This window comes from Streptomyces sp. NBC_01426, assembly GCF_036231985.1.
In the GTDB taxonomy this organism is placed as follows: domain Bacteria; phylum Actinomycetota; class Actinomycetes; order Streptomycetales; family Streptomycetaceae; genus Streptomyces.
The window spans coordinates 7,622,934-7,640,709 of the sequence record NZ_CP109500.1; the positions used below are offsets into that span (position 1 = coordinate 7,622,934).

General features: G+C 69.9%; 16 protein-coding genes and 2 pseudogenes. 11 read left to right on the forward strand and 7 right to left on the reverse strand.

Annotated features, from left to right (window positions below):
• Positions 1-308: 308 nt before the first annotated feature.
• Positions 309-908, reverse strand: coding sequence for a DUF4142 domain-containing protein (locus OG906_RS34275; protein WP_329438756.1), 600 nt, complete (start codon positions 906-908; stop codon positions 309-311).
• A 489-nt stretch (positions 909-1,397) separates the two neighbouring features.
• Between OG906_RS34275 and OG906_RS34280 the strand changes: the two genes are divergently transcribed.
• The 3 genes from OG906_RS34280 (at position 1,398) to OG906_RS34290 (ending at position 3,519) form a co-directional block, all read left to right on the forward strand.
• Entirely contained in the window at positions 1,398-2,111 is a 714-nt protein-coding gene (locus OG906_RS34280) for an ATP-dependent DNA ligase (protein WP_329438754.1), read from the forward strand.
• Positions 2,112-2,541: 430 nt separating this feature from the next.
• Complete coding sequence (locus OG906_RS34285; protein ID WP_329438752.1) at positions 2,542-2,898, forward strand: DUF6479 family protein; 357 nt, start codon at positions 2,542-2,544, stop codon at positions 2,896-2,898.
• A gap of 114 nt (positions 2,899-3,012) precedes the next feature.
• Positions 3,013-3,519, forward strand: a complete 507-nt coding sequence (locus OG906_RS34290) for a DUF4383 domain-containing protein (protein ID WP_329438751.1) — start codon at positions 3,013-3,015, stop codon at positions 3,517-3,519.
• A 28-nt stretch (positions 3,520-3,547) separates the two neighbouring features.
• Here OG906_RS34290 and OG906_RS34295 read toward each other — a convergent pair whose 3' ends face one another.
• Positions 3,548-5,389 (reverse strand): glycoside hydrolase family 15 protein, encoded by a 1,842-nt coding sequence (locus tag OG906_RS34295; RefSeq protein ID WP_329438749.1) that lies wholly within the window; start codon positions 5,387-5,389, stop codon positions 3,548-3,550.
• A 443-nt stretch (positions 5,390-5,832) separates the two neighbouring features.
• Between OG906_RS34295 and OG906_RS34300 the strand changes: the two genes are divergently transcribed.
• Positions 5,833-6,510 (forward strand): class I SAM-dependent methyltransferase, encoded by a 678-nt coding sequence (locus OG906_RS34300; RefSeq protein WP_329438747.1) that lies wholly within the window; start codon positions 5,833-5,835, stop codon positions 6,508-6,510.
• Here OG906_RS34300 and OG906_RS34305 read toward each other — a convergent pair.
• Both OG906_RS34305 and OG906_RS34310 read right to left on the reverse strand, forming a co-directional pair.
• Positions 6,480-6,998: a hypothetical protein gene (locus OG906_RS34305; protein WP_329438745.1), complete on the reverse strand. Its 519-nt coding sequence runs from the start codon at positions 6,996-6,998 to the stop codon at positions 6,480-6,482. The genes OG906_RS34300 and OG906_RS34305 overlap by 31 nt on opposite strands.
• Positions 6,995-8,173, reverse strand: coding sequence for a molybdopterin-dependent oxidoreductase (locus OG906_RS34310; protein WP_443067333.1), 1,179 nt, complete (start codon positions 8,171-8,173; stop codon positions 6,995-6,997). Before OG906_RS34310 ends, OG906_RS34305 begins: the two co-directional genes overlap by 4 nt.
• 432 nt (positions 8,174-8,605) lie before the next feature.
• Between OG906_RS34310 and OG906_RS34315 the strand changes: the two genes are divergently transcribed.
• The 3 genes and pseudogenes from OG906_RS34315 (at position 8,606) to OG906_RS34325 (ending at position 12,526) form a co-directional block, all read left to right on the forward strand.
• Positions 8,606-9,586 carry a replication-relaxation family protein gene (locus OG906_RS34315; RefSeq protein ID WP_329438743.1) on the forward strand — a complete coding sequence of 327 codons (981 nt, stop codon included), beginning with the start codon at positions 8,606-8,608 and terminating at the stop codon, positions 9,584-9,586.
• Positions 9,587-10,897: 1,311 nt separating this feature from the next.
• Positions 10,898-11,166 (forward strand): annotated as a pseudogene (locus OG906_RS34320) (hypothetical protein).
• A gap of 151 nt (positions 11,167-11,317) precedes the next feature.
• Complete coding sequence (locus tag OG906_RS34325; RefSeq protein WP_329438741.1) at positions 11,318-12,526, forward strand: hypothetical protein; 1,209 nt, start codon at positions 11,318-11,320, stop codon at positions 12,524-12,526.
• A 123-nt stretch (positions 12,527-12,649) separates the two neighbouring features.
• On the opposite strand, the gene OG906_RS34330 is transcribed toward OG906_RS34325, so the two are convergent.
• Positions 12,650-13,396, reverse strand: coding sequence for a helicase associated domain-containing protein (locus OG906_RS34330; RefSeq protein ID WP_443067332.1), 747 nt, complete (start codon positions 13,394-13,396; stop codon positions 12,650-12,652).
• Between the two features lie 350 nt (positions 13,397-13,746).
• On the opposite strand from OG906_RS34330, the gene OG906_RS34335 reads away from it, so the two are divergent.
• The 3 genes and pseudogenes from OG906_RS34335 (at position 13,747) to OG906_RS34345 (ending at position 15,319) form a co-directional block, all read left to right on the forward strand.
• Positions 13,747-13,941 carry a hypothetical protein gene (locus OG906_RS34335; RefSeq protein ID WP_329438739.1) on the forward strand — a complete coding sequence of 65 codons (195 nt, stop codon included), beginning with the start codon at positions 13,747-13,749 and terminating at the stop codon, positions 13,939-13,941.
• A 278-nt stretch (positions 13,942-14,219) separates the two neighbouring features.
• Positions 14,220-14,422 (forward strand): annotated as a pseudogene (locus tag OG906_RS34340) (cold-shock protein).
• 678 nt (positions 14,423-15,100) lie between these two features.
• Positions 15,101-15,319 carry a recombinase gene (locus OG906_RS34345; protein WP_329438737.1) on the forward strand — a complete coding sequence of 73 codons (219 nt, stop codon included), beginning with the start codon at positions 15,101-15,103 and terminating at the stop codon, positions 15,317-15,319.
• A gap of 106 nt (positions 15,320-15,425) precedes the next feature.
• Here the strand turns inward: OG906_RS34345 and OG906_RS34350 are convergent, their stop codons facing one another.
• Positions 15,426-15,812, reverse strand: a complete 387-nt coding sequence (locus OG906_RS34350; RefSeq protein ID WP_329447879.1) for a DUF2283 domain-containing protein — start codon at positions 15,810-15,812, stop codon at positions 15,426-15,428.
• 76 nt (positions 15,813-15,888) lie between these two features.
• On the opposite strand from OG906_RS34350, the gene OG906_RS34355 reads away from it, so the two are divergent.
• Entirely contained in the window at positions 15,889-16,407 is a 519-nt protein-coding gene (locus OG906_RS34355) for a hypothetical protein (protein WP_329438732.1), read from the forward strand.
• A 734-nt stretch (positions 16,408-17,141) separates the two neighbouring features.
• On the opposite strand, the gene OG906_RS34360 is transcribed toward OG906_RS34355, so the two are convergent.
• The gene (locus OG906_RS34360; protein ID WP_329438730.1) at positions 17,142-17,561 is read right to left on the reverse strand and encodes an MmcQ/YjbR family DNA-binding protein; all 420 of its coding nucleotides are present in this window, start codon (positions 17,559-17,561) and stop codon (positions 17,142-17,144) included.
• Positions 17,562-17,776 lie beyond the last annotated feature (215 nt).

Genomic DNA, 17,776 nt, shown 5'->3' on the forward strand with positions numbered 1-17,776 from the left:
CGACCGGCCGGTGATCCGACGCCAGCGGATGTCTCCAGATCCAGGGGCTCCGGGTTCTCGCCTGCTCGACGATGCGGACGAGAGGCACAGCACGGAGTCGGAAGTCACTCGGAACGAGACCGAGATGGATGACATCGGCCCTGTGGGAGCACCACACCTGTGGGAGCACCACACCTGTTGATGCTCCGGCCCGGTGAGCTCTGGGTGTCCCACGCTCGGCCGGTGTCGAAAAGGCGGGCCGACCCAACGCCTTCCACGAGCCGCGTGCAAGTTCGCGAAGCCCTTGGCTCCACGGGCGGACGGGCTCGTCACTTGGGAACGCTGGCCGCGACGTCGTCCAATGTGGCGTCAGTGACGAGGCCGGTGTCCTCCAGTACATCCATGTGGTCCTGGACGGTGTTGTTGGCCTGTGTGGCAAGACGCCTCACCAATGAGTTCTTGGTGGATGCGCGGACCTCGCCGATCGTGATGAACACCTTTCCGTGGGAAGACCGGAGCAGGTCCACGAAGAGCTGGTCGAAGGCGCTGCCCCGCGCGTTCCGCAACTGGTCGACCCAGCCTTGTTGTTCGGCTGTCGCCTCGTTGGGGATGGGCACGTGCAGCGCCTCGGAGTCCTCGCGGACCAGTTGGTCGAGCTTGCTGTGGCCGTCGAGCAGGTGAAGGCCGGCTCGTTTGATCGCTTCGCTCGATGCATTCGATTGGGCGAGTCGGCCCGCCGGGATCTCCCATAGCCCCGCCTGGCGGACCTTGCCCAGGAAGGCCTTGTCCAGTGGGGTGACCCCATCGCTATGCGCCGCCTGGGGTACCGCCGGAGCGGCCTCCGCCGCCGGGAGGCCGGCGGCAGCCGACTCGTCGGCCGAGCTGTTTTGGAACGAGAGCCAGGTGGCCGCCGTGGCGATCGCCGCCACGACTGAAATGGTCGAGACCACGAGACGGCGACGGGACGCGGGTCGAGTACTGCGCGCATGAGTTTTCATCACAACTCCTAAGTCCACGACAGCTCGCCGGTGTCGGAACCGGCGTGTTATGTCTGGAACTGTTGGGGTGTGGACACGCTAACCTTTGCCCTAGGCAAACTATGCGATTTAGCGGTGATGCTCAAAAGTGAGAAGGGGTAGCTGTCATCGGCTAGCATCCCCCCGGCTCGCTCGACATCACTCCTTGCACGGAGGCCGCGCATGGTCAGTGCGATGCAGACGCGATCCGAATCCTCCGCCTCGCATCCGAACTCGCCGGACGTGTTCACTCGGCTTCTTCCTAGTGACCTGAGTCAGAGATTCGGTGGCAGTAGGCGGCGACCTCGTCGAGGATTTCTTCGGCGGTCTTCGTCCAGGGAGGCCTGCGTCTCCGCGACGGCGAGTGCCTGTTCGGCCCGGCCGAGGGCTGCCCGCAGGTAGGTGACGACGGTACGCAGGCGCGCCAGGTCAGGCGGGAGATCGGACGCGTGTTCTATTCTATGGCAGGCCGCCGAGGCGATCCCCGGGCCCGGCGTCACGGCGGGCGGGCTCGCCTATGAGCAGAAGTTCGACGGCCACCGGGCGATCTTGTTCACCCCTACCGACCCCGGCGGGCGAGTACTGCTCCAGACGCGCCGGGGCTCTCTCGTGCAGGACCGGTTCCCCGACCTGGTCGCGGCGGCGGGAGAGCAGTTGCCGGGCGGCCTGGTCCTCGACGGCGAGTTGCTGGTGTGGGATCCGGAGGCGGGCCGGCTCAGCTTCGAGGCGTTGCAGCGCCGGGCCGCCGCCCGCGCCCGCAGCGCCTCCATCCTCACGGCCCGGACACCGGCGTACTTCGTGGCGTTCGACGTCCTCCAGGCCGACGGCGTCGAGTTGCTCGCGTTGCCGTATCGGGAGCGCCGCCGGCGCCTGGAAGTCCTCTTCGCGGCCCGGGGCCTGGCGGCCCCGTGGACGTTGTGCCCGATGACCACGGACCCGGTCAAGGCCCGGGAGTACATCGGGTGGATCGCCCAGAACGCCGGTCCCCACACCGCCCTCGCCGGGGGCGGCACCGTATCCGCCGCCGCAGCGATCACCATCGGCCTGCTCTACCCGCGCCCGCCCGTACTCCCCGAGGTCAGACCTCGCCCGCTCGGTACCCATGCGAGGTCGTGATCAGCTCTGGTGGGAGGCGCATCACCCGGCGGCGAGGGCCCCCGGGGCGAGCGCCCCGGCGGCCAGGATCTGCGGGTGCCCGCCGGGCATCGAGCACAGGTATCCCCGGACTGGCAGGAGGACCCGCGCCCATGACGAACAGCGGTGAATCCCGGCAACCGGGAGCGCGGTGGGTCACCGGACGGACCCGATCGGGGCGGGCGGGACGGTGGCAGGACTCATCGGGGGCTCTTGGCAGGGAGGGAATGCGATGCACGCAGCCTCCCACGGAGCGGTCGCCCCGTCGGCGTCCTGGGCCCCGGATCTCATTCGGCCGATGTCTGCCCCGAGGGCGGTCCGGCCGACGCCACGCCACCGGAATGAAGCACCGTAATACTTCCGTCTCATCCATTTTCATCGCTAATGATCCCTCATGGGTGATTGTGGAGGTATGGACTTCGCCCGGTACGACCTCGCAGTGGACATGACCCTGACGAACATCGCCTGGTTCCTGGTCGTCGGTCTTCTTGTCGTGGGCTTCCTGATCGGCTCGTTCGTGCTGGGTCAGCGCCTTCGGAAGCAGGAGCGCCGGCCACCCGCGCCCGACAGCCAGCCCCACCTGCCTGTCGGCGGTGCGGTGTACGAGGTGCGCGGGGAACGAGAGTCGCGCGGTTTCCCCGAAGGCGGTCTGCGCCCGCACCAGATTGGCGGCTACGGCAATGGCGGCTCGACCACCCACACCCACCCCGAAGAAGCGCGCGCGGCGCGGGAGTCGACCTTCGAACACCCCAACCCACGTACGAAATGATCCGGTTCGGCATCTGCGGAATCCGGAGCACGCGACCGCCACGTCGCCCCGGGCTACCACTGGCAGGTGCCTCTCACGTCATCGGACACGGGGGATGAAGGAGGCCCGATCATCATGGCCACAGTCACGCACAACCAGACCCGTCGCGGGCGGCGCGTCGTTCTCGACGACCACCTTCCGGTCGATCACCGACTACGGCGCGTCTATCGCGGCGGTGCGGGGCTCATGGGCGCGTTTCTGGTCGTGTTCGGCGTCCTGGGGCTGATCGACCGGATCGGGTTCTTCAGCACCAGCGGGAGCATGGTGATGGGCCTGGGCAGCAACGGCGCGTTGAGCGTGGCCTCCGTCCTGGTGGGCGGCCTGCTCCTGGCGGGCGCGGTGATCGGGGGCAATACCGCGTCCACCGTCAACATCATCGTGGCCGTTGCCTTTCTCGCGGCCGGTTTCGCGAGCCTCGCCGTTCTGGACTCCCGTTTCAACGTGTTCGCGTTCCATCTCCAGAACGTGGTCTTCAGCTTCGTGACCGGCCTGCTGCTGATGACGTTCGGCATGTACGGGCGGGTCAGCGGATCGCTGCCCCACGACAACCCGTACTGGCAGTCCCGCCACCCCCGAAGCTAACGTGCCCCGGGACCTGTCATGCTCGCCCTCACTCGGAGGCTGTCCCGTCCTGCCCCAGTCGATTGGTTTCGGCGCTGCGGATGGCGTGGGCGGCGTTGATGAGGCCGATGTGGCTGAAGGCCTGGGGGAAGTTTCCGAGTGCTTCGCCGGTGCGGGTGTCGACTTCTTCGGGCAGGAGCCCGACGTCGTTGGCGTGGGTGAGAGCGGTCTCGAAGACCTGGCGGGCGCGGGCGTTCTGGCCGGTGAGGGCGAGGGCTTGGGCGAGCCAGAACGTGCAGAGCAGGAAGGTTCCCTCGTCGTGGTCGATGTCGTCCTTGAGGTAGCGGCGTACCAGGCCGCGGGAGTCGGTCAGTTCCCGGGCGATTGTCTCGATGGTGGAGCGCACGCGGGGGTCGTCGCCGGGGAGGAAGCCAGTGAGGGGCAGCATGAGTGCGGAGGCGTCGAGGCGTGGGCTGCCGAAGGCTTGGGTGAACGCGCCGGCTCGTTCGTTGTAGCCCTGGCCTTCGATGGTGTCGCGGATCTGGTCCCGGATGTGCTGCCAGTCGGTGACGCGGTCGTGGGCGTCGAGGGCGGGTGCGAGGTCGATGGCGCGGTCCAGGGCGACCCAGCACATGAGTTTGGAGTGCAGGAAGTGGCGGGCGGGGCCGCGGCCTTCCCAGATGCCCTGGTCGGGGTCGGCCCACCGTCGGGCTGCGGCTTCGGCGCACTGGCGCAGGAAGGTACTGACCGGAGGGTCGAGTAGTTCGTCGTGGGGCAGGGTCTGGTGGGCGGCGTCGAGGAGTTCTCCGTAGACGTCGAGCTGTCGCTGGCGCCAGGCTTCGTTGCCGACGCGGACCGGGCTGCTGCCCCGCCATCCTGACAGGTGGGGCAGGGTGCGTTCGCTCAGGTCGCGTTCGCCGCCGATGCCGTACATGACCTGGAGGTCGACGCCGCGCTCCAGTTGGGTGGCGGCGGCCTGGGCGAGGAAGGCGAAGAAGTCGGCCTTCTCCTGTTTGCAGGCGGCGGTGGCCAGGGCCTGGAGGGTGAGGCTGGCGTCGCGGACCCAGGTGTAGCGGTAGTCCCAGTTCCGGGTTCCGCCGATGCTCTCGGGGAGCGAGGTCGTCGCGGCGGCGACGATCGCACCGGTCGGTGCGTAGGTCAGGGCGCGCAGCACCCTCCCGCTGTGGCGGACCTGCTCTTCCCAGGGGCCGGTGTAGGCGGCGTGGAGGGTGGACCAGGAACACCAGCCCGTTTCGGTGTCGGACAGCCGGCGGCGGATGCGGCGGCGGGACCACGGCGTGGGGTCGGGTCCCCAGGCCGGATCGGCGCTGAGCGCGAACCCGAGCCGGTCCCCGGTGGTGAGGGTGGCCTCGGCGTGGGCGGTCGAGCCCGTCAGGCGGAAGGCGAGGTCGGTGGCGAGCATCAGCGACTGGGCGCCCCCGCGGGCCGACAAGCCCCCACGGACTCGGGTCATGACCGGCTGGATCAGGCCGAACTCCGGGCGCGGGGCGTACTCCACGGCGATGTCGACCGTGCCGCTCGTACAGGTGACCTGGCGCAGCAGGGTCCCTGGGGAGGACTGCCCCATGCCGTGTCCGCGTTCGCGTTTGCCCAGGGCCAGCGCGTCCAGGAGGACCGCCGTCCCAGTGGGGGTGCGGAAAGTGGTCTCCACGACCAGGGTGTCGGGCAGGTAGCGGCGGCTCACCTCGCCCGGGCCGCCGACAGGGAGGATCGACCAGTGGCCCGCGTCCTGGTCCAACAGGCGGGCGAAGACGGCCGGCCCGTCGAAGCGGGGGAAGCACAGCCAGTCCACCGACCCGCCCGAACTCACCAGTGCCGCCGACCGGCAGTCCGAGAGGACCGCGTAATCGCCGATGGGCCGCTCGCTCACGCTGACGCTCCCGTTCGACGATCCCCGAGACCCCGGCCGACGCCGACGATGCCGTCCGAAGCCCCGGCGGTACGGTCGCAAGCGTCGGCACTCCCCGCTCCGAGGCCGGCGACGTGACGGCAAGCCCCGGAGCAGGCAGTGGTGAGCCAGCCACCCATCCCGGGGCGGCTGGAGCCCCACCAGGAGACACCCTGTACACGCGTCCGAACCGGCACCACGCCGGCAACGCGCTGCCTGCCACCCGAACGCCCTCAGTCCCCGTGCCCGGTCGCCCGTCTGCTCCTCCCGGCAGGCGCCCTTCCGCGGGCGGAACTAACGTCGACCGGGACCGCACCGGGCGCCGCAGGCGGGGCCGCGATCCGCGTCGCCCGCTGCACGGGCAGGACACCCCTGGCCCGCCCGATCACCTTCCGGCGGGCACTCCACGGCAGACGGGAGCGTGTGTGAGCGCCGCTGCTCCGATGCGGACCAACGGCCACGAGCCCTGGCAGAGCGGCCCGTACGCCGAGGCGATCTGCGTGCCGGGGGAAGGGCTCACGTTGCGTGATGCCGAGGGCTGGTGTCTGCCCCTGGACGTCCGGCGCTGGTGTGCGCAGGCGGACGACACGGACCGGGGCGTCGTGGACCGCTGTGTGGGCCGGGTCCTGGACATCGGGTGCGGGGCGGGGCGCCTCGTCGAGGAAGTCTCCCGGCGAGGGCATCGTGTCCTGGGGATCGACGTGTGCCCGACCGCTGTCATCTCCACGGTGTGCCGGGGCGGTACGGCAGCCAGCCTGTCGGTATTCGAGCCGCTCCCCGGGGAGGGGCGCTGGGACACCGCGCTCCTGGTCGACGGGAACATCGGCATCGGCGGGGATCCCCGCCGCCTGCTGAAGCGCATCCGCCGCGTGGTCCGCGACCGGGGGCTCCTGATCGCGGAGGCCGCCCCTGCCGATGTCGACGAGCGGCGCCGGGTGCGGATCCACACGGGGCAGACGGCGGCGAGCCCCGTCTTCGCCTGGGCCACCGTCGGCACCCGGGCCCTGGTCCAGCACGGCCGCACGTCGGGCTGGACACCCGTCGAACAGTGGGCCTGCACCTCAGGGGAACGTCACTTCGTGGCCTTGCGGGCCCGCGCCTGAGCCCGGACCTCCTCGCGTTCCGGCCGCAGGCGCAGCCAGGTCCGCACGAGCAGGACGATCGCCGAGGCGATGAACAGGCCAGCGGTGATCAGAAGCCAGCGGGCGAGAAAGCCGTCGGCCGACAGCGCGGTGTAGGCCGTGTAATGGCCGCCCTGTTGGAGGATCAGCGGCCACCAGACGAGGAACAGGACACCGGCGATGAAGAGGGGAATACGGAGGTAGTTCACGCTCGGACACGGTTGGCTCATATCCGAGGGCACGTTCCGGCTACGGAAGAGGTGCTGGGCGGCGCGGTCGGTGAGTGAGTAGGCGGGGAGCAGCAGCAGGTCGTGAACGAGGGCGGCGCCGACGAACCAGATCGCCACCCCGATGGTGTCGCCCTTCAGGAGGCGGATGCCGGCGTAGAGGGCGAGGGCGAAGCAGGCCAGCGTGAGCAGGAGGTGGAGCGGGGAGGCGCCGTAGCGGGCGCGGAACGTGCTCCGGTTCATGCGGGCTCTCCGAAGGTGAGGCGAGTGACCCATTTGGTGTTGTGGACGCCCGGAGCGGCCGGGATGATCACGCGCGCCGGGTAACCGTGGTCGGGCGACAGATCCGCGCCGTTCACGCGCATCGCGAGAAGCGAGCGGTCGTCACGTGCCTGGTTGGGGGCGAGGACCACGGAGGAGAACGATCCGCCGCGCTGGACCGACTCGACCAGGACCTGTGGTGTGTCGGTGCCGAGGCCGACAAGGGCTGCCAGATCGGTGAGGCGTACGCCGGACCACTGCTGGTCCGGGGTGGACCAGCCCTCCACGCACGCGATCGGCAGCGCCGCCTCCCGCTGGGGCATCGCCAGCAGCATGTCCCGGGTCAACACCTCCTGACGGCCGCCTCCGCGCACGGTCAGCCGCCAGGCGGGCCCGATGTCGCTGGGCCGGATCCCGCTGGAGGCCGCCGTCTTGTTGATCTGGAAGCCGTTCGGGCCCGTGCCGGGGTCACGGCCGTGCGGGGCCAGCAGGGCGGTCTTGCGCCACCAGCCGCCGATGCTCTGGCCGGCCGTCACCAGCAGAAGGGCCAGCGAGCCGGCGCCCACCATCGCTACCGCTCCGCGCCGGGAGATCGTCGGGGCCGCCGGACGGGGCGAGACCAGCCCGGCCGCCTCCTGAGAATCCGCCGCGGGCTGCCAGTCCCGGCCCGCCCGGACGGCTCGCACGGCGCGCGGTAGCCGGAAGGAGACGTGGACGACGAACGCGGCCATGAACACCCAGGCACCGTAGAAGTGCAGGGTGTAGAAGGAGCCCGGGAAGATGTAGTTCAACTGGATGTTCAGGATCCCGGTGATGAACGTGAACCCGGCCCCGCCCACCAGCAGGAGCAAGGACAGCCGTTCGAGGGCGTGGGCGGCCGAACGGACCGGAGGCCACTCGAAGAGCTTCGGGATCACCGACCACAGCTTGGCCAGGAGCACCGGGACCAGGACCACGCCGAGGACCGTGTGCACGCCCTGCGTCAGCCGGTACAGCCAGTACGGCGATGTCGGCCAGGTGAACAGGTAGAACCCCAACCACCCCTTGTCCGGCGTCTGATCGTTGCGCGCCGCCAGGTCCGGGTTGTAGGACGCGTACGACAACAGACCCGTCACGAACAGCACCACGACCCCGACCAGCAGGATCAGGCCGAACACCCCGGTCAGCCAAGGCCCCCGCAACGGGCTCCGCCAGAATCCCGGACGGGCGGGGCCCGGCGGCGGACCCGCCGACCGCGCCCTGCCGACCGCGTCCCGCACCCGTTCGGCGACCGGTGTACGCGGGGGCTTCCCGCGCCTCTGCGGCCGCTCGGGCACACCGTCCGGCCGGCTACTCTCGACGCTGGCATCCATCCGGCACATCTCTCCATGTATCCGGCTCATCGGGCATGAGCGTCCGGGAGAACATCCCGCGCTCACGCGCCTCACCGGATCCACGACACGCATCAACCATCCTTACGGCTCCTCCCGATCCGTCGGAGGCACGCCGCGGCACCCGGGGCGATGCCGAGGCGGCCGCCGCGCGCGGGGAGCAGACGCTCGCTCGGCCAGCTCTACCACTGCCTCCAGACCCGTGTGCCCTTCGACAAAGTGATCGCCTTTCCAACGGTCCCCGCACCGGCTGCGGCGCCGGTGGAGCGCCCGCCGGGCCTGGGCCCGATCGCGGCCTGGTCGACGGAAGTGCCCTTGCCGGTGACCGGGAGCTTCGCGGCGCCGGGTCGGGGCAGTGTCCGCGCCGACATGGTGTTCACCGCGCCCCACACCGCGCTGCCGCTCTTGTTTGTGGAGGTCGACAACGGTACGGAGTCGCCGCCGATTCTGGCGGAGAAGATCGCCCGCTACCGCCGCTTCCTCGCCCGCGGCGTCCCGCAGGCAGGGCGGGCCACGGTGGGGGGTGACCTCTCGCTGTGGCGCACGGTGTGGACGACACCCACGGCGAAGTACCGGGAGGCGCACCCGCCGTTGGCGATCGTGTTCACCAAGCAGATGACGCCGGCCGCGATGGAGACCCGGATGCGGGAGGTCGAGCGTCTGAGCGTCCAGGAGTGGCGGGGCCACTGGCACACCGCCGGAACCCACTCGGACGGCACCAAGGATGGCTACCGCGATTACACCGGCGTGGTGCCAGTGATCGTGACCGTCCTGGACCTCCTGGAGGAGCACGGCCCGCACGGGCCGATCTGGTGCCGCTACGGCCGCAAGAGCCACGAGACCCTCAACGACGCCTTGGCCAACCCCGACGACTACAGCGCCTACTCCGTCCGCGAGGAACAATGCCGGGCGGCCGATGAGGGGGAGCGCCAACGGGAAGAGCAGGAGCACCAGGAAGAGCGCTGGCGCCGGGACGCTGCGGCGTGGCGTTGCCGGGAGTGCGGACGCAAGGTCTACCCCGACGACGACGCACGGGGCACGAAAGCCGCAGGTGGTCTCTGTGACATCTGCCAACACCGGGCCGACCGCGACGCCGAGCAGGCCCGGGAACGGGCCCAGGAGCAGGCGGCGGCCGGAGTCGACGCGAGGCTGGACGGACCTCTCGGATGGATCCGTGCTTTGCGCTCCGGAGGGCGATGAGCACCACGCGCCGCCCGCTCGGGCACAGACCGGTGCCCACCGTCGCCGACCAGGAGTCGCCGGTGGCTTCCCGGCGGACCGCCGGAGCGGGCCGCCCAGGACGAGCTCCGCCCGTCCGTCTCGGCGTCGGCGGCCTCCGCCGCGGCTGGGCGCCGGCCGCTGGGGGGCCCACAGCTGACGGACCATGCTGGGCAAGCCTGCGAAGGACAGGAGGGCAACCCCTTGACCGGCGAGGGTTCCATGGCAGGCAAGGGGGGTCTGGCCGTCGATTCGCAGGCTTGCCCAGGCTCCCTCGGCGCGCTGGGAGTTGCACCGGAGGTTGTCTGCAGGGGTGGCTGCAGAGGCGGACTAGGCGTGGCACCGGAGGTGTGACCGGGAGTGGGACCCCCCCGAACCGGAGTGGGCGCGTTCGGGCAGGTCAGAGGCCGTGGGCAAGCCCGATCTGAAAAACGACACCTCTTTGTCCACGCAATAGCCGTGGTGAGGGGTCTCCGTCGTGGCCGGGGCTGCGCGGACTGCGGCCGTCCCCGACGGATCCGGCCCGGCTTGCTCCACAACTTGCTCTACAACCTGCCTTTCAACTTGCTCTACAACTTGCTTCACAAGTAGCCCTGCAACTTGCCTCCAGACCGGCCCGGCGCGAGCTGCGGTGCGTTGTGACCTGGTGGTCAAGGGGTCGTCCTGCCGGTTACGGCACGCCGACTACTTCTGTACGACACCCTTCCGAGTCAACGGGGACGGCAGAACCTCCTGTGCCACCCCCTGCGCGATCAGCGCTGTGCCCTCGGACCGTTCTGCTGCGGTGCCTGCGCCGCCGCCGCCGGGGTGGCGGCCAGCGCCGGTTCCTGCCGCTTCCGCTGCTGTTGCCGGGCTGCGGCCAGGCGCGCGAGTAAGGGCCGCGGCTTCGGCCCGCGTCTCAGTGTCCAGGGCCCGCAAGATGCGCCGGCTGGTGTGCAGCGCGGTGATGACGTGGACCAGGACGACGACGGCCTGGCGGACGAAGCCGCCCCGGACCCATGCCCCGGCGAAGCGGATCTGACCGGCCGCCCAGCCACCGGCCTGAGGCCATGGGCGCAGCCGCCCGAGCAGTTGGCCGACCTGGTCGGATGAGGCTCCGCATCAAGAGCAGGACCAGGCCGTGTCCACGCAGAGGACCGACCGCTGGTTTTCGCGCCGTACCTGACCCGGGTCCAGCTGGCCGCGTGGGCAAGCCCAAGGCGACCGTGGGCAAGCCTCCTGCCGTCCCGTGGGCAAGCCCAGAGCGACCTGGGCAAGCCCGCGTTGTCGGCGGTAGCTGGGAGGCTTGGACACATGGACAGGGATGAGGAGGTTGCTGCGCGGCCGGGTCTACGGCGCTGATAACGACCATCCGGGCCCGCGGCCGCACCGCGACTACGCCGAACTGGTCGGCGGTCCGCTCGATGGGCTGCTGCTGGACATCACCGGCTGGACGGCGGACGAGATCCGGACCGGCGTCGCGCTGATGACCGAGCTCGGGAATTGGCGCTGGCGGCCGTGCCCTGTACGACCCGCGGCCCGGCGAGCGGCGCCGCTGGGATTGGTCCGGAGACACGCCCTGAGGCTTCACCAGGAGTGCCTGTCCGGGGAGCTGTTGGAGGGCTTATGCGTCGGAGGCGCTGTTGGGTAGCGGTTCACAAAATCAGTGATGCGTTCCGTGCAGCCCGAGTATGTTTATCGGTAATCCATCGTGTGTGGTGAAGCGAGGCGAACATGCAGAATCCTGCGGCCGGTGATGTGAGTCGATCACGTATCGCTGAATTCCTTCGACACCTCGGCCCCGAGGTCCGCGCCAAGCTTCAGGTGGATGACGGATTGATCACCGGGGCGGACATGCTGGTGTCCCTCTGCTACACCCTGATGGACGCCGACAGCTCTCAGCCCTGGCAGGACCGTTGCGCCGCCGTCTTCGATGAGTTCACCAGTGGCGAGGCCGAAGCAGGGTTGAAGTACATCCTCACCAAACTTCAGGATACGGATGAGGCCATATCCTGGATCACCGCATTCAAAGGGCTGAACTACCAGGCTTTTGCGGTTCGCCTGCTGGGAGCAGCTGGCACGAGGCGCTTTCGTAACGCGTGGAAAGAGGATGCTGCGGTCGTAGGGCTGGCGATCCGGCGCGGACTGCGCGGGCTGATGCCCTTCGCCGTGGCCTGGGGCGACGCCATCGGCGTCATGACCGAGAACCAGCGGAAGGCCGTCACGAAGACCGACATCTTCGGCCTGGAGATCATGAAGGGACTCGTCCAGCTGGACGAGGCGTTCGGGAAGAAGTTCCTCTCCACACTGCCTATGCAGCTCACGATCGCGACCGCCGACGACCTCGCGGCTTGGCGGCCCGACGACTTGCCGGAGATCACCGCCAGCATCAGGCACCGGGTCGTCGAGTCCTCAGTCAAGAGACTGGAGAGGGAGAACTCGAGGCTCGTCCGGAAGCTCAGGGGCGCCAAGGACGCGCTCAAGCACTCGGAGGACGGCATCTCTCAGGCCGCCAACTCGCTGGTCGAGGTCATCGACCGGATCTTGCGCGAAGCGTTCTCCAAGGACGAGGCCCTGGCCTGGGTGGAGGCCAACCTCCCGAACGAGCCGGACTTGACCCACACGAACAAGGACGGCAAGACGCTGCCGACCAAGCGGGCCGAGGCTCTCTGCTTCTTCTACCGCGGGCGCCCCACGGCTCGTGAAGCCACCGAGTACGACGACGGCCAAGGGCCGGCCCTCTTCGAAGATGTCTTCGCCCGCGTTTTCGTGGCGACACGTGACCGTCTTGAGAAGATCAAGCACGCCGATCGCGGAACCCCAGAGGAGAGGGACCAGCTGGTCTCCCTCATGACCGGCCTTGAAGGGGCACTGATGCTGGGCCTCTTCGTCAGTCAGATCGGTCACCTGCCGGACTCGCAGCTTGAGGGAGCCAGAGCGTAGAAGTACCCGCTAGTTCCCATGGCAACGTACGAGTGGGGCCGGACAGCGCCTGCTGTCCGGCCCCACCTGCCCCAACTGCGACCTAAGGCTTCGCAGCGCGGCCGCCCCGCCGCCCGGTGGCGGCTACCCCCACCTCATCCCGATCTTGGACAACTGCTCCACCCGCTCCGGTGTCAGGGTGGCGGCCCGGCGGCGCTGGTTGTCGACCCACGTCCCGAGTCTCAGCGGGACGTCCCGCTGCGCCTGGCCGTCGCCGCCGAGGGTGATGGTCTCGACGTGCTTGCGCGGCACCGTCAGGTGGCCCTTGCGCGCGAAGAACTGCTCAGCCGCGGCGAGGTGCATCGCCCACTTGTCTGCCTGGCTGGTGCGCGGCTTCGGCTTCTCCTCCTCGGTCGCGGGCTCGATGCCGAGGATCTGTTCGCGCATCCACTGCTGGACCCCGGTGAGCTGGTCCCACCCGAGCCGGACGGACGTCACCCACCGGCCGAGGTCCTCGCCCTGGCGCACGACCTCGCCCGCCGTGGTCAGCAGCGCTTCGCCGGTATCCAGGTGCTGGCTGACGAGGTGGAAGCAGTGCTGCCACGTCACCGGCCACACCGGGCACCAGGACGGGTCGATCTTCTCCAGCTGCTCGCGCCGCTCCCGCGTCATCGCCCCGGCCGACGACTCCACCGGCAGCCCCTCCGCCCGCCGCTGCTCGATCTCCTGCGCCTTCCGCGCAGCGACCCGGGCGTTCTTCAGCCAGATCCCCACGGGTGCGCCCTGGTACGCGGCGTCCAGCGGCGCCAAGAGGTGCCCGTGCTCGGCGGCCCACCCGCGCGCGGCCGACAGCCCCTCCGCCCATGCGACGTCGAAGTGGGACCAGACCATCCCGAGCTTCCCCGCCCCGCCCGCGCACCCGCCCTTCGTGCCGCCCGCCCGCTCGGTTCACCCGGTACCGTCCGCCACCCTCGTACCCGACGCCCACCGGGAGGCATAGACAACCCTGGGGGCCGCCCACGCGGCCGACGACCTACCCGAGGCACTCGCCCAGGCCCACCAGCTCGAAAGGGCACTGGAGGCGGAGTACGGGCACCTGTACCCGTGCACGATCACGGTGCTGACGGCGCGGGCCTGGCTGCCCCCTGTGCCGGCGCAGCGACTGGCCCGGCACGGTCGAGCTGCTCATCACGACGGCCCTGCGCCGCCACAGCATCGGCGCCCGCCCCCACGCGGACACCATGCGGGCGGCCCGCAACGCCCACGCCGCATGGCGCATGGAGATGCTGCCCGTGGATCCTCAGGCCGCACTCGGCCTCGACGACCCCCTCGTGGACATGCTCGCGATCCTCGGTGAACCGGCTCTCCGCGGGGACGTCCTGACCCGCGCCGGGGAGGCGTTCACGCGGCGGCCTGCCCGGCAAGCGGCAGGGTGACGAGCCGATCCCGGACACCCGTAGGCGAGAGCCGGGGCGGTTTCCTGGGTCTCGTCGGCCGAGGAAGAGACGAAGCGCACCCGGCAACGGAAGGGCCTTCGCCGGATGGGGTGACCCGGATGGCTCATCTCCCACTGGGAACGCCGCGTTCCGCTAGATTCTTGATCAGCAGTCGTGGTTCCGATGTAGTGCTCGATCAGCAGTCGGAGGACCAGGGCGATCACCTCAACCCCAGGGGTACGCGCCAGTGCGTATCCCGTCCCCGACCAAGGAGCGACATGGCTCTCGGAACAGTGAAGTGGTTCAACTCCGAAAAGGGCTTCGGCTTCATCGAGCAGGACGGCGGCGGCCCGGACGTGTTCGCCCACTACTCGAACATCGCCACGCAGGGCTTCCGTGAGCTCCAGGAGGGCCAGCGGTCTCCTTCGAGGTCACTCAGGGCCAGAAGGGCCCGCAGGCCGAGAACATCCTTCCGGCCTGACCCACCAGCACGGCGCCCCATACCCCTCGGGTACGGGGCGCCGCGCCTTCCTGGTGCGGTGCAGGCGCGAAGTCAGAACTCACCTTCCGGTCTCGCTTCTCACCCATGGAGCCAGAACACCCGAGTCGCCGTGCCGGTCTTCCCCACGCGCTGAGGGGCCGTCACCCGTGTGGGGCGGCTTGAGGGCGCGCCCGTGTTGCCGGGCGCATCCCGGGCTTTGACCCGGCATGACCTCCCCACGGTGCCGCCGGGCCGCGCGTAGTCGAGGAGCGCGCGGAACTTGGGGCGCTGGAGGCATAGGGGTGCGGGCGCCAGGTGGCAGCGCCGTGTCCTCGACACGGGTGAAGCCCCGGCTCCGTGTCAGGCACCCATGTAGGACATAACGTGCATATATGGGTGCTATGGGTGGTTTCTTGGTAGTGATCGGGAGCCTGGTCCGATCATCCGCAGCGGATGCGGCCGACCGGGACGAGGCGTGTGCCGGGTGGGGCAACGCGGGCCGGCGGGTGGGCGCGTGCTGAAGAAGGCCGTGGTCGCTCTGGGGATCGTTCTGATCCTGTAGAGCTTGTTCGCGCTCTGCCTGGTCAGCGCGATGCAACTGCTTGTGCTGCGCAACACCCCGTTCGGGGTGACCGGCGCCTCCCCGGTCGTGAAGGCGGTGGCCTCGAAGGATGTCCCATGTTGAGGGTCAACCCGAAGATGCTGCCCAGGCTCGCGGAGATCGAAAGGGACCTGGTCCTGCGTCGCAAGCGCGCCGAGGAGGAACAGTGGCTCGGCGAGATCGAAGGCATCGACATGACCTTGACCTTCGTCCGCACCAAGCAGGCTGACGCAGCCCGAGCCGCCCAACGGACACCCGTCGCCCTCGGCATCCCGACGACCCGCCAGCCCGAATGAGATCCAGGTCCCCAATCCTTGCCTGGGGCCACCATCGAACAGATCAACAAAAAGGTGAAGAATGCGAAAGGCGATCGCCTCGACTCCCCATAGCTGTGTCAACGAATCACACGCTGGGCGGACGCGGCGACCGGTCGATCCTCTCGGCGCTGGCCAGCAGCTCCGGGTGCAACCGGCGTCTAGCGCTGAACAGCTCGATACCCAGAAGTCGTCCGTGTGAGTCGAAGTCGAGTATCGCAGTTTCGTCCTCGGCAGGTACCTGCCGGACGGCCTCTCCCGGGGCGATGCTGTCGACAAGGTAGATGTATGCCATGTCCGCCGATGCGTCGTATTCAACCCGCATTACCGGCCTTCCCCGTTGCTCACCAACCTGGCGTGTCAGGTCCTGGTCCTCCGGAGAGCGTACTGACGTCGAAAGATCGCCAGGACAGACCACAGCTCCCGAGACCCCCGGTCGGCTCGCCTTGACTAGTGCAGAGAAGCCACCAGCCATGTTGCAGGTACGGCCACGGGGCTTCGCCCTTGTGTCGGAGCTGTAGGACCCTGCGGTCCGCCGCCGGTTGCTGAGCGTGGACGACCCGGTTGAGCCGGTCGCCTTGCGGCCGTGGGGGCCGCAGGACGGGCCGGCGCCTCGGGTGTGGACGTGGCCGGCTGGCGACCGCCCGGTCCTGAACCGGCTCGCGCACGCCGCGCTCGTCGGCGTTGTCAAGGACGTGCTGCCGGAGACGGAGGTAGGTCAGTGGCCCCTGCTCGCGGCCCGCATGGACCGGATCCGCGACCAGGGCGGCCCCGCACTCCTCGCCGGACACCTGGCCCGCCTGAAGACCGACACCGGCTGGAAGGACGGCCCCGCCTCCACCACCGCCGGGCGGCTCGTGGACGCGACCCTGCGCTCCCTGACGACGCCGCCCTCCGCCCCGGCCGCGCCCGCGTCCCGCGTGAGGGTGTCCCCGGCGGCGGCCCGTTCCCGCTCCACCACCACCCCGGCCGCCGCGGCGGCTCCCGGCCGGCAGGCCCCGGCGGAAGCCGCTGTCCCCGCGCACCGGCAGCAGGCCGCACCGGGCAAGGGCGCGGGGCGCACGCGGTGACCGCGAAGGCTCCCACACCCGGACGGCAGGCCTTCCGGGCGTGGACGGAGCGGGTACGGGCGGCGTGGTGGGCGCTGTCGGACCGGGACCGGATCGCGGTCGACGGCCTGTTGCTGGCCGGCCTGCTGTTCGCGGCCGCCTGGCGGGCGGACCGCTCGGCATGGTGCAGGCGGACTTCGTCCTGTCGGTCCTGGCCGGCACGGCGGGCGTCGCCACTCTGTACCGGGGCGCCGTCCACCGGCCGCGGCCCGCCCCGCCCGCGGCCGGGCCCGTGGTGGCGCCCTCGGAAGAAGTCCGGCGGCACGCCGCCCGCGAGGCGGGCACCGCCCCTTGGCGCCTGACCGGTGAGGGAGTGGCACCCCGGTGGGGGCATCCGCTGCGCGGAGCTGACGCAGGCCCGGGAACGGGCGGCTGCCCTTGCCGTCTCTCCGTAGCGGCGCCGGTCGGGTGCGGGCCGGACGCCGGTTAGGGTCGGTGCCAGCCTGCACCGACGTGGGTGTGCGGGTCAGGCCCGGTGCCCGCTTCGACGGGGGCAGTAGCGCCGGGCCGCCCCACTCCTTTCCCGGGGCTCGGCCCGGGAGTAGGCGAGACTGGCCCCGGGCCCGGCGGCGTGTCAACGTCCGGCCGATGCTGCCTGACCTGTCGCAATGAAGGTTGAGTGATTCTCAGGGAAGGTTGAGCGGCTGCCTCTGGCGGAGTCGGTCCTTGTGGCGGGAGACGAGGCCCACCGCCGGTCAGCTGATCGGTGGCAGGAGGGGGACCCGCGCGGCGAGGAACTTCGGGGCCATCTCGCGGTAGCTGTCGGTGATCAGTTCCGCAAGCTCGGTCCAGTCGGTGTGGTCACCGAGAACGGCGGCGACGACGTTATGGCCCCAGTCGGCACGGAGGAACGGGAACCCACCGGCGGTCAGGCCGAGCAGGTCGTCGACGGGCACCCGAAAAGTCATCACGACCGGTTCCTGGTCTGCGGTCGCATACGAGGCGTAGACCGGGTAGCGATCCACGTCCGGCGTGTAGACATGGGCGAACGTCCGCGTACGGATCCGCCAGCGCACGCCGATCCAGGCTGGTTCCTCATACGACTCGGGCAGCTGCCGGCAGATCGACCGCGACCGGTTCAGGATCTCCGGCGGCACGTCTCCAGGACTGGACATGGGCCGACACTAGCGACCGCCGGCGAATTCCGCGCCGGAAGCGGCTGGGCAGGGAATCCCGCGGTCACCAAACTGCGCTGACAACGCTCAATCATCGTTGCGAGAGGTCACTACCGCCGCCGGGCTCCATGGCTCTGTTCACGAGAGGCGGTTCTGGCTCAACTTCTGTGGAGACAGTTCGACGGTCGGTTCACCGGGACTCCGAACGATGGGAA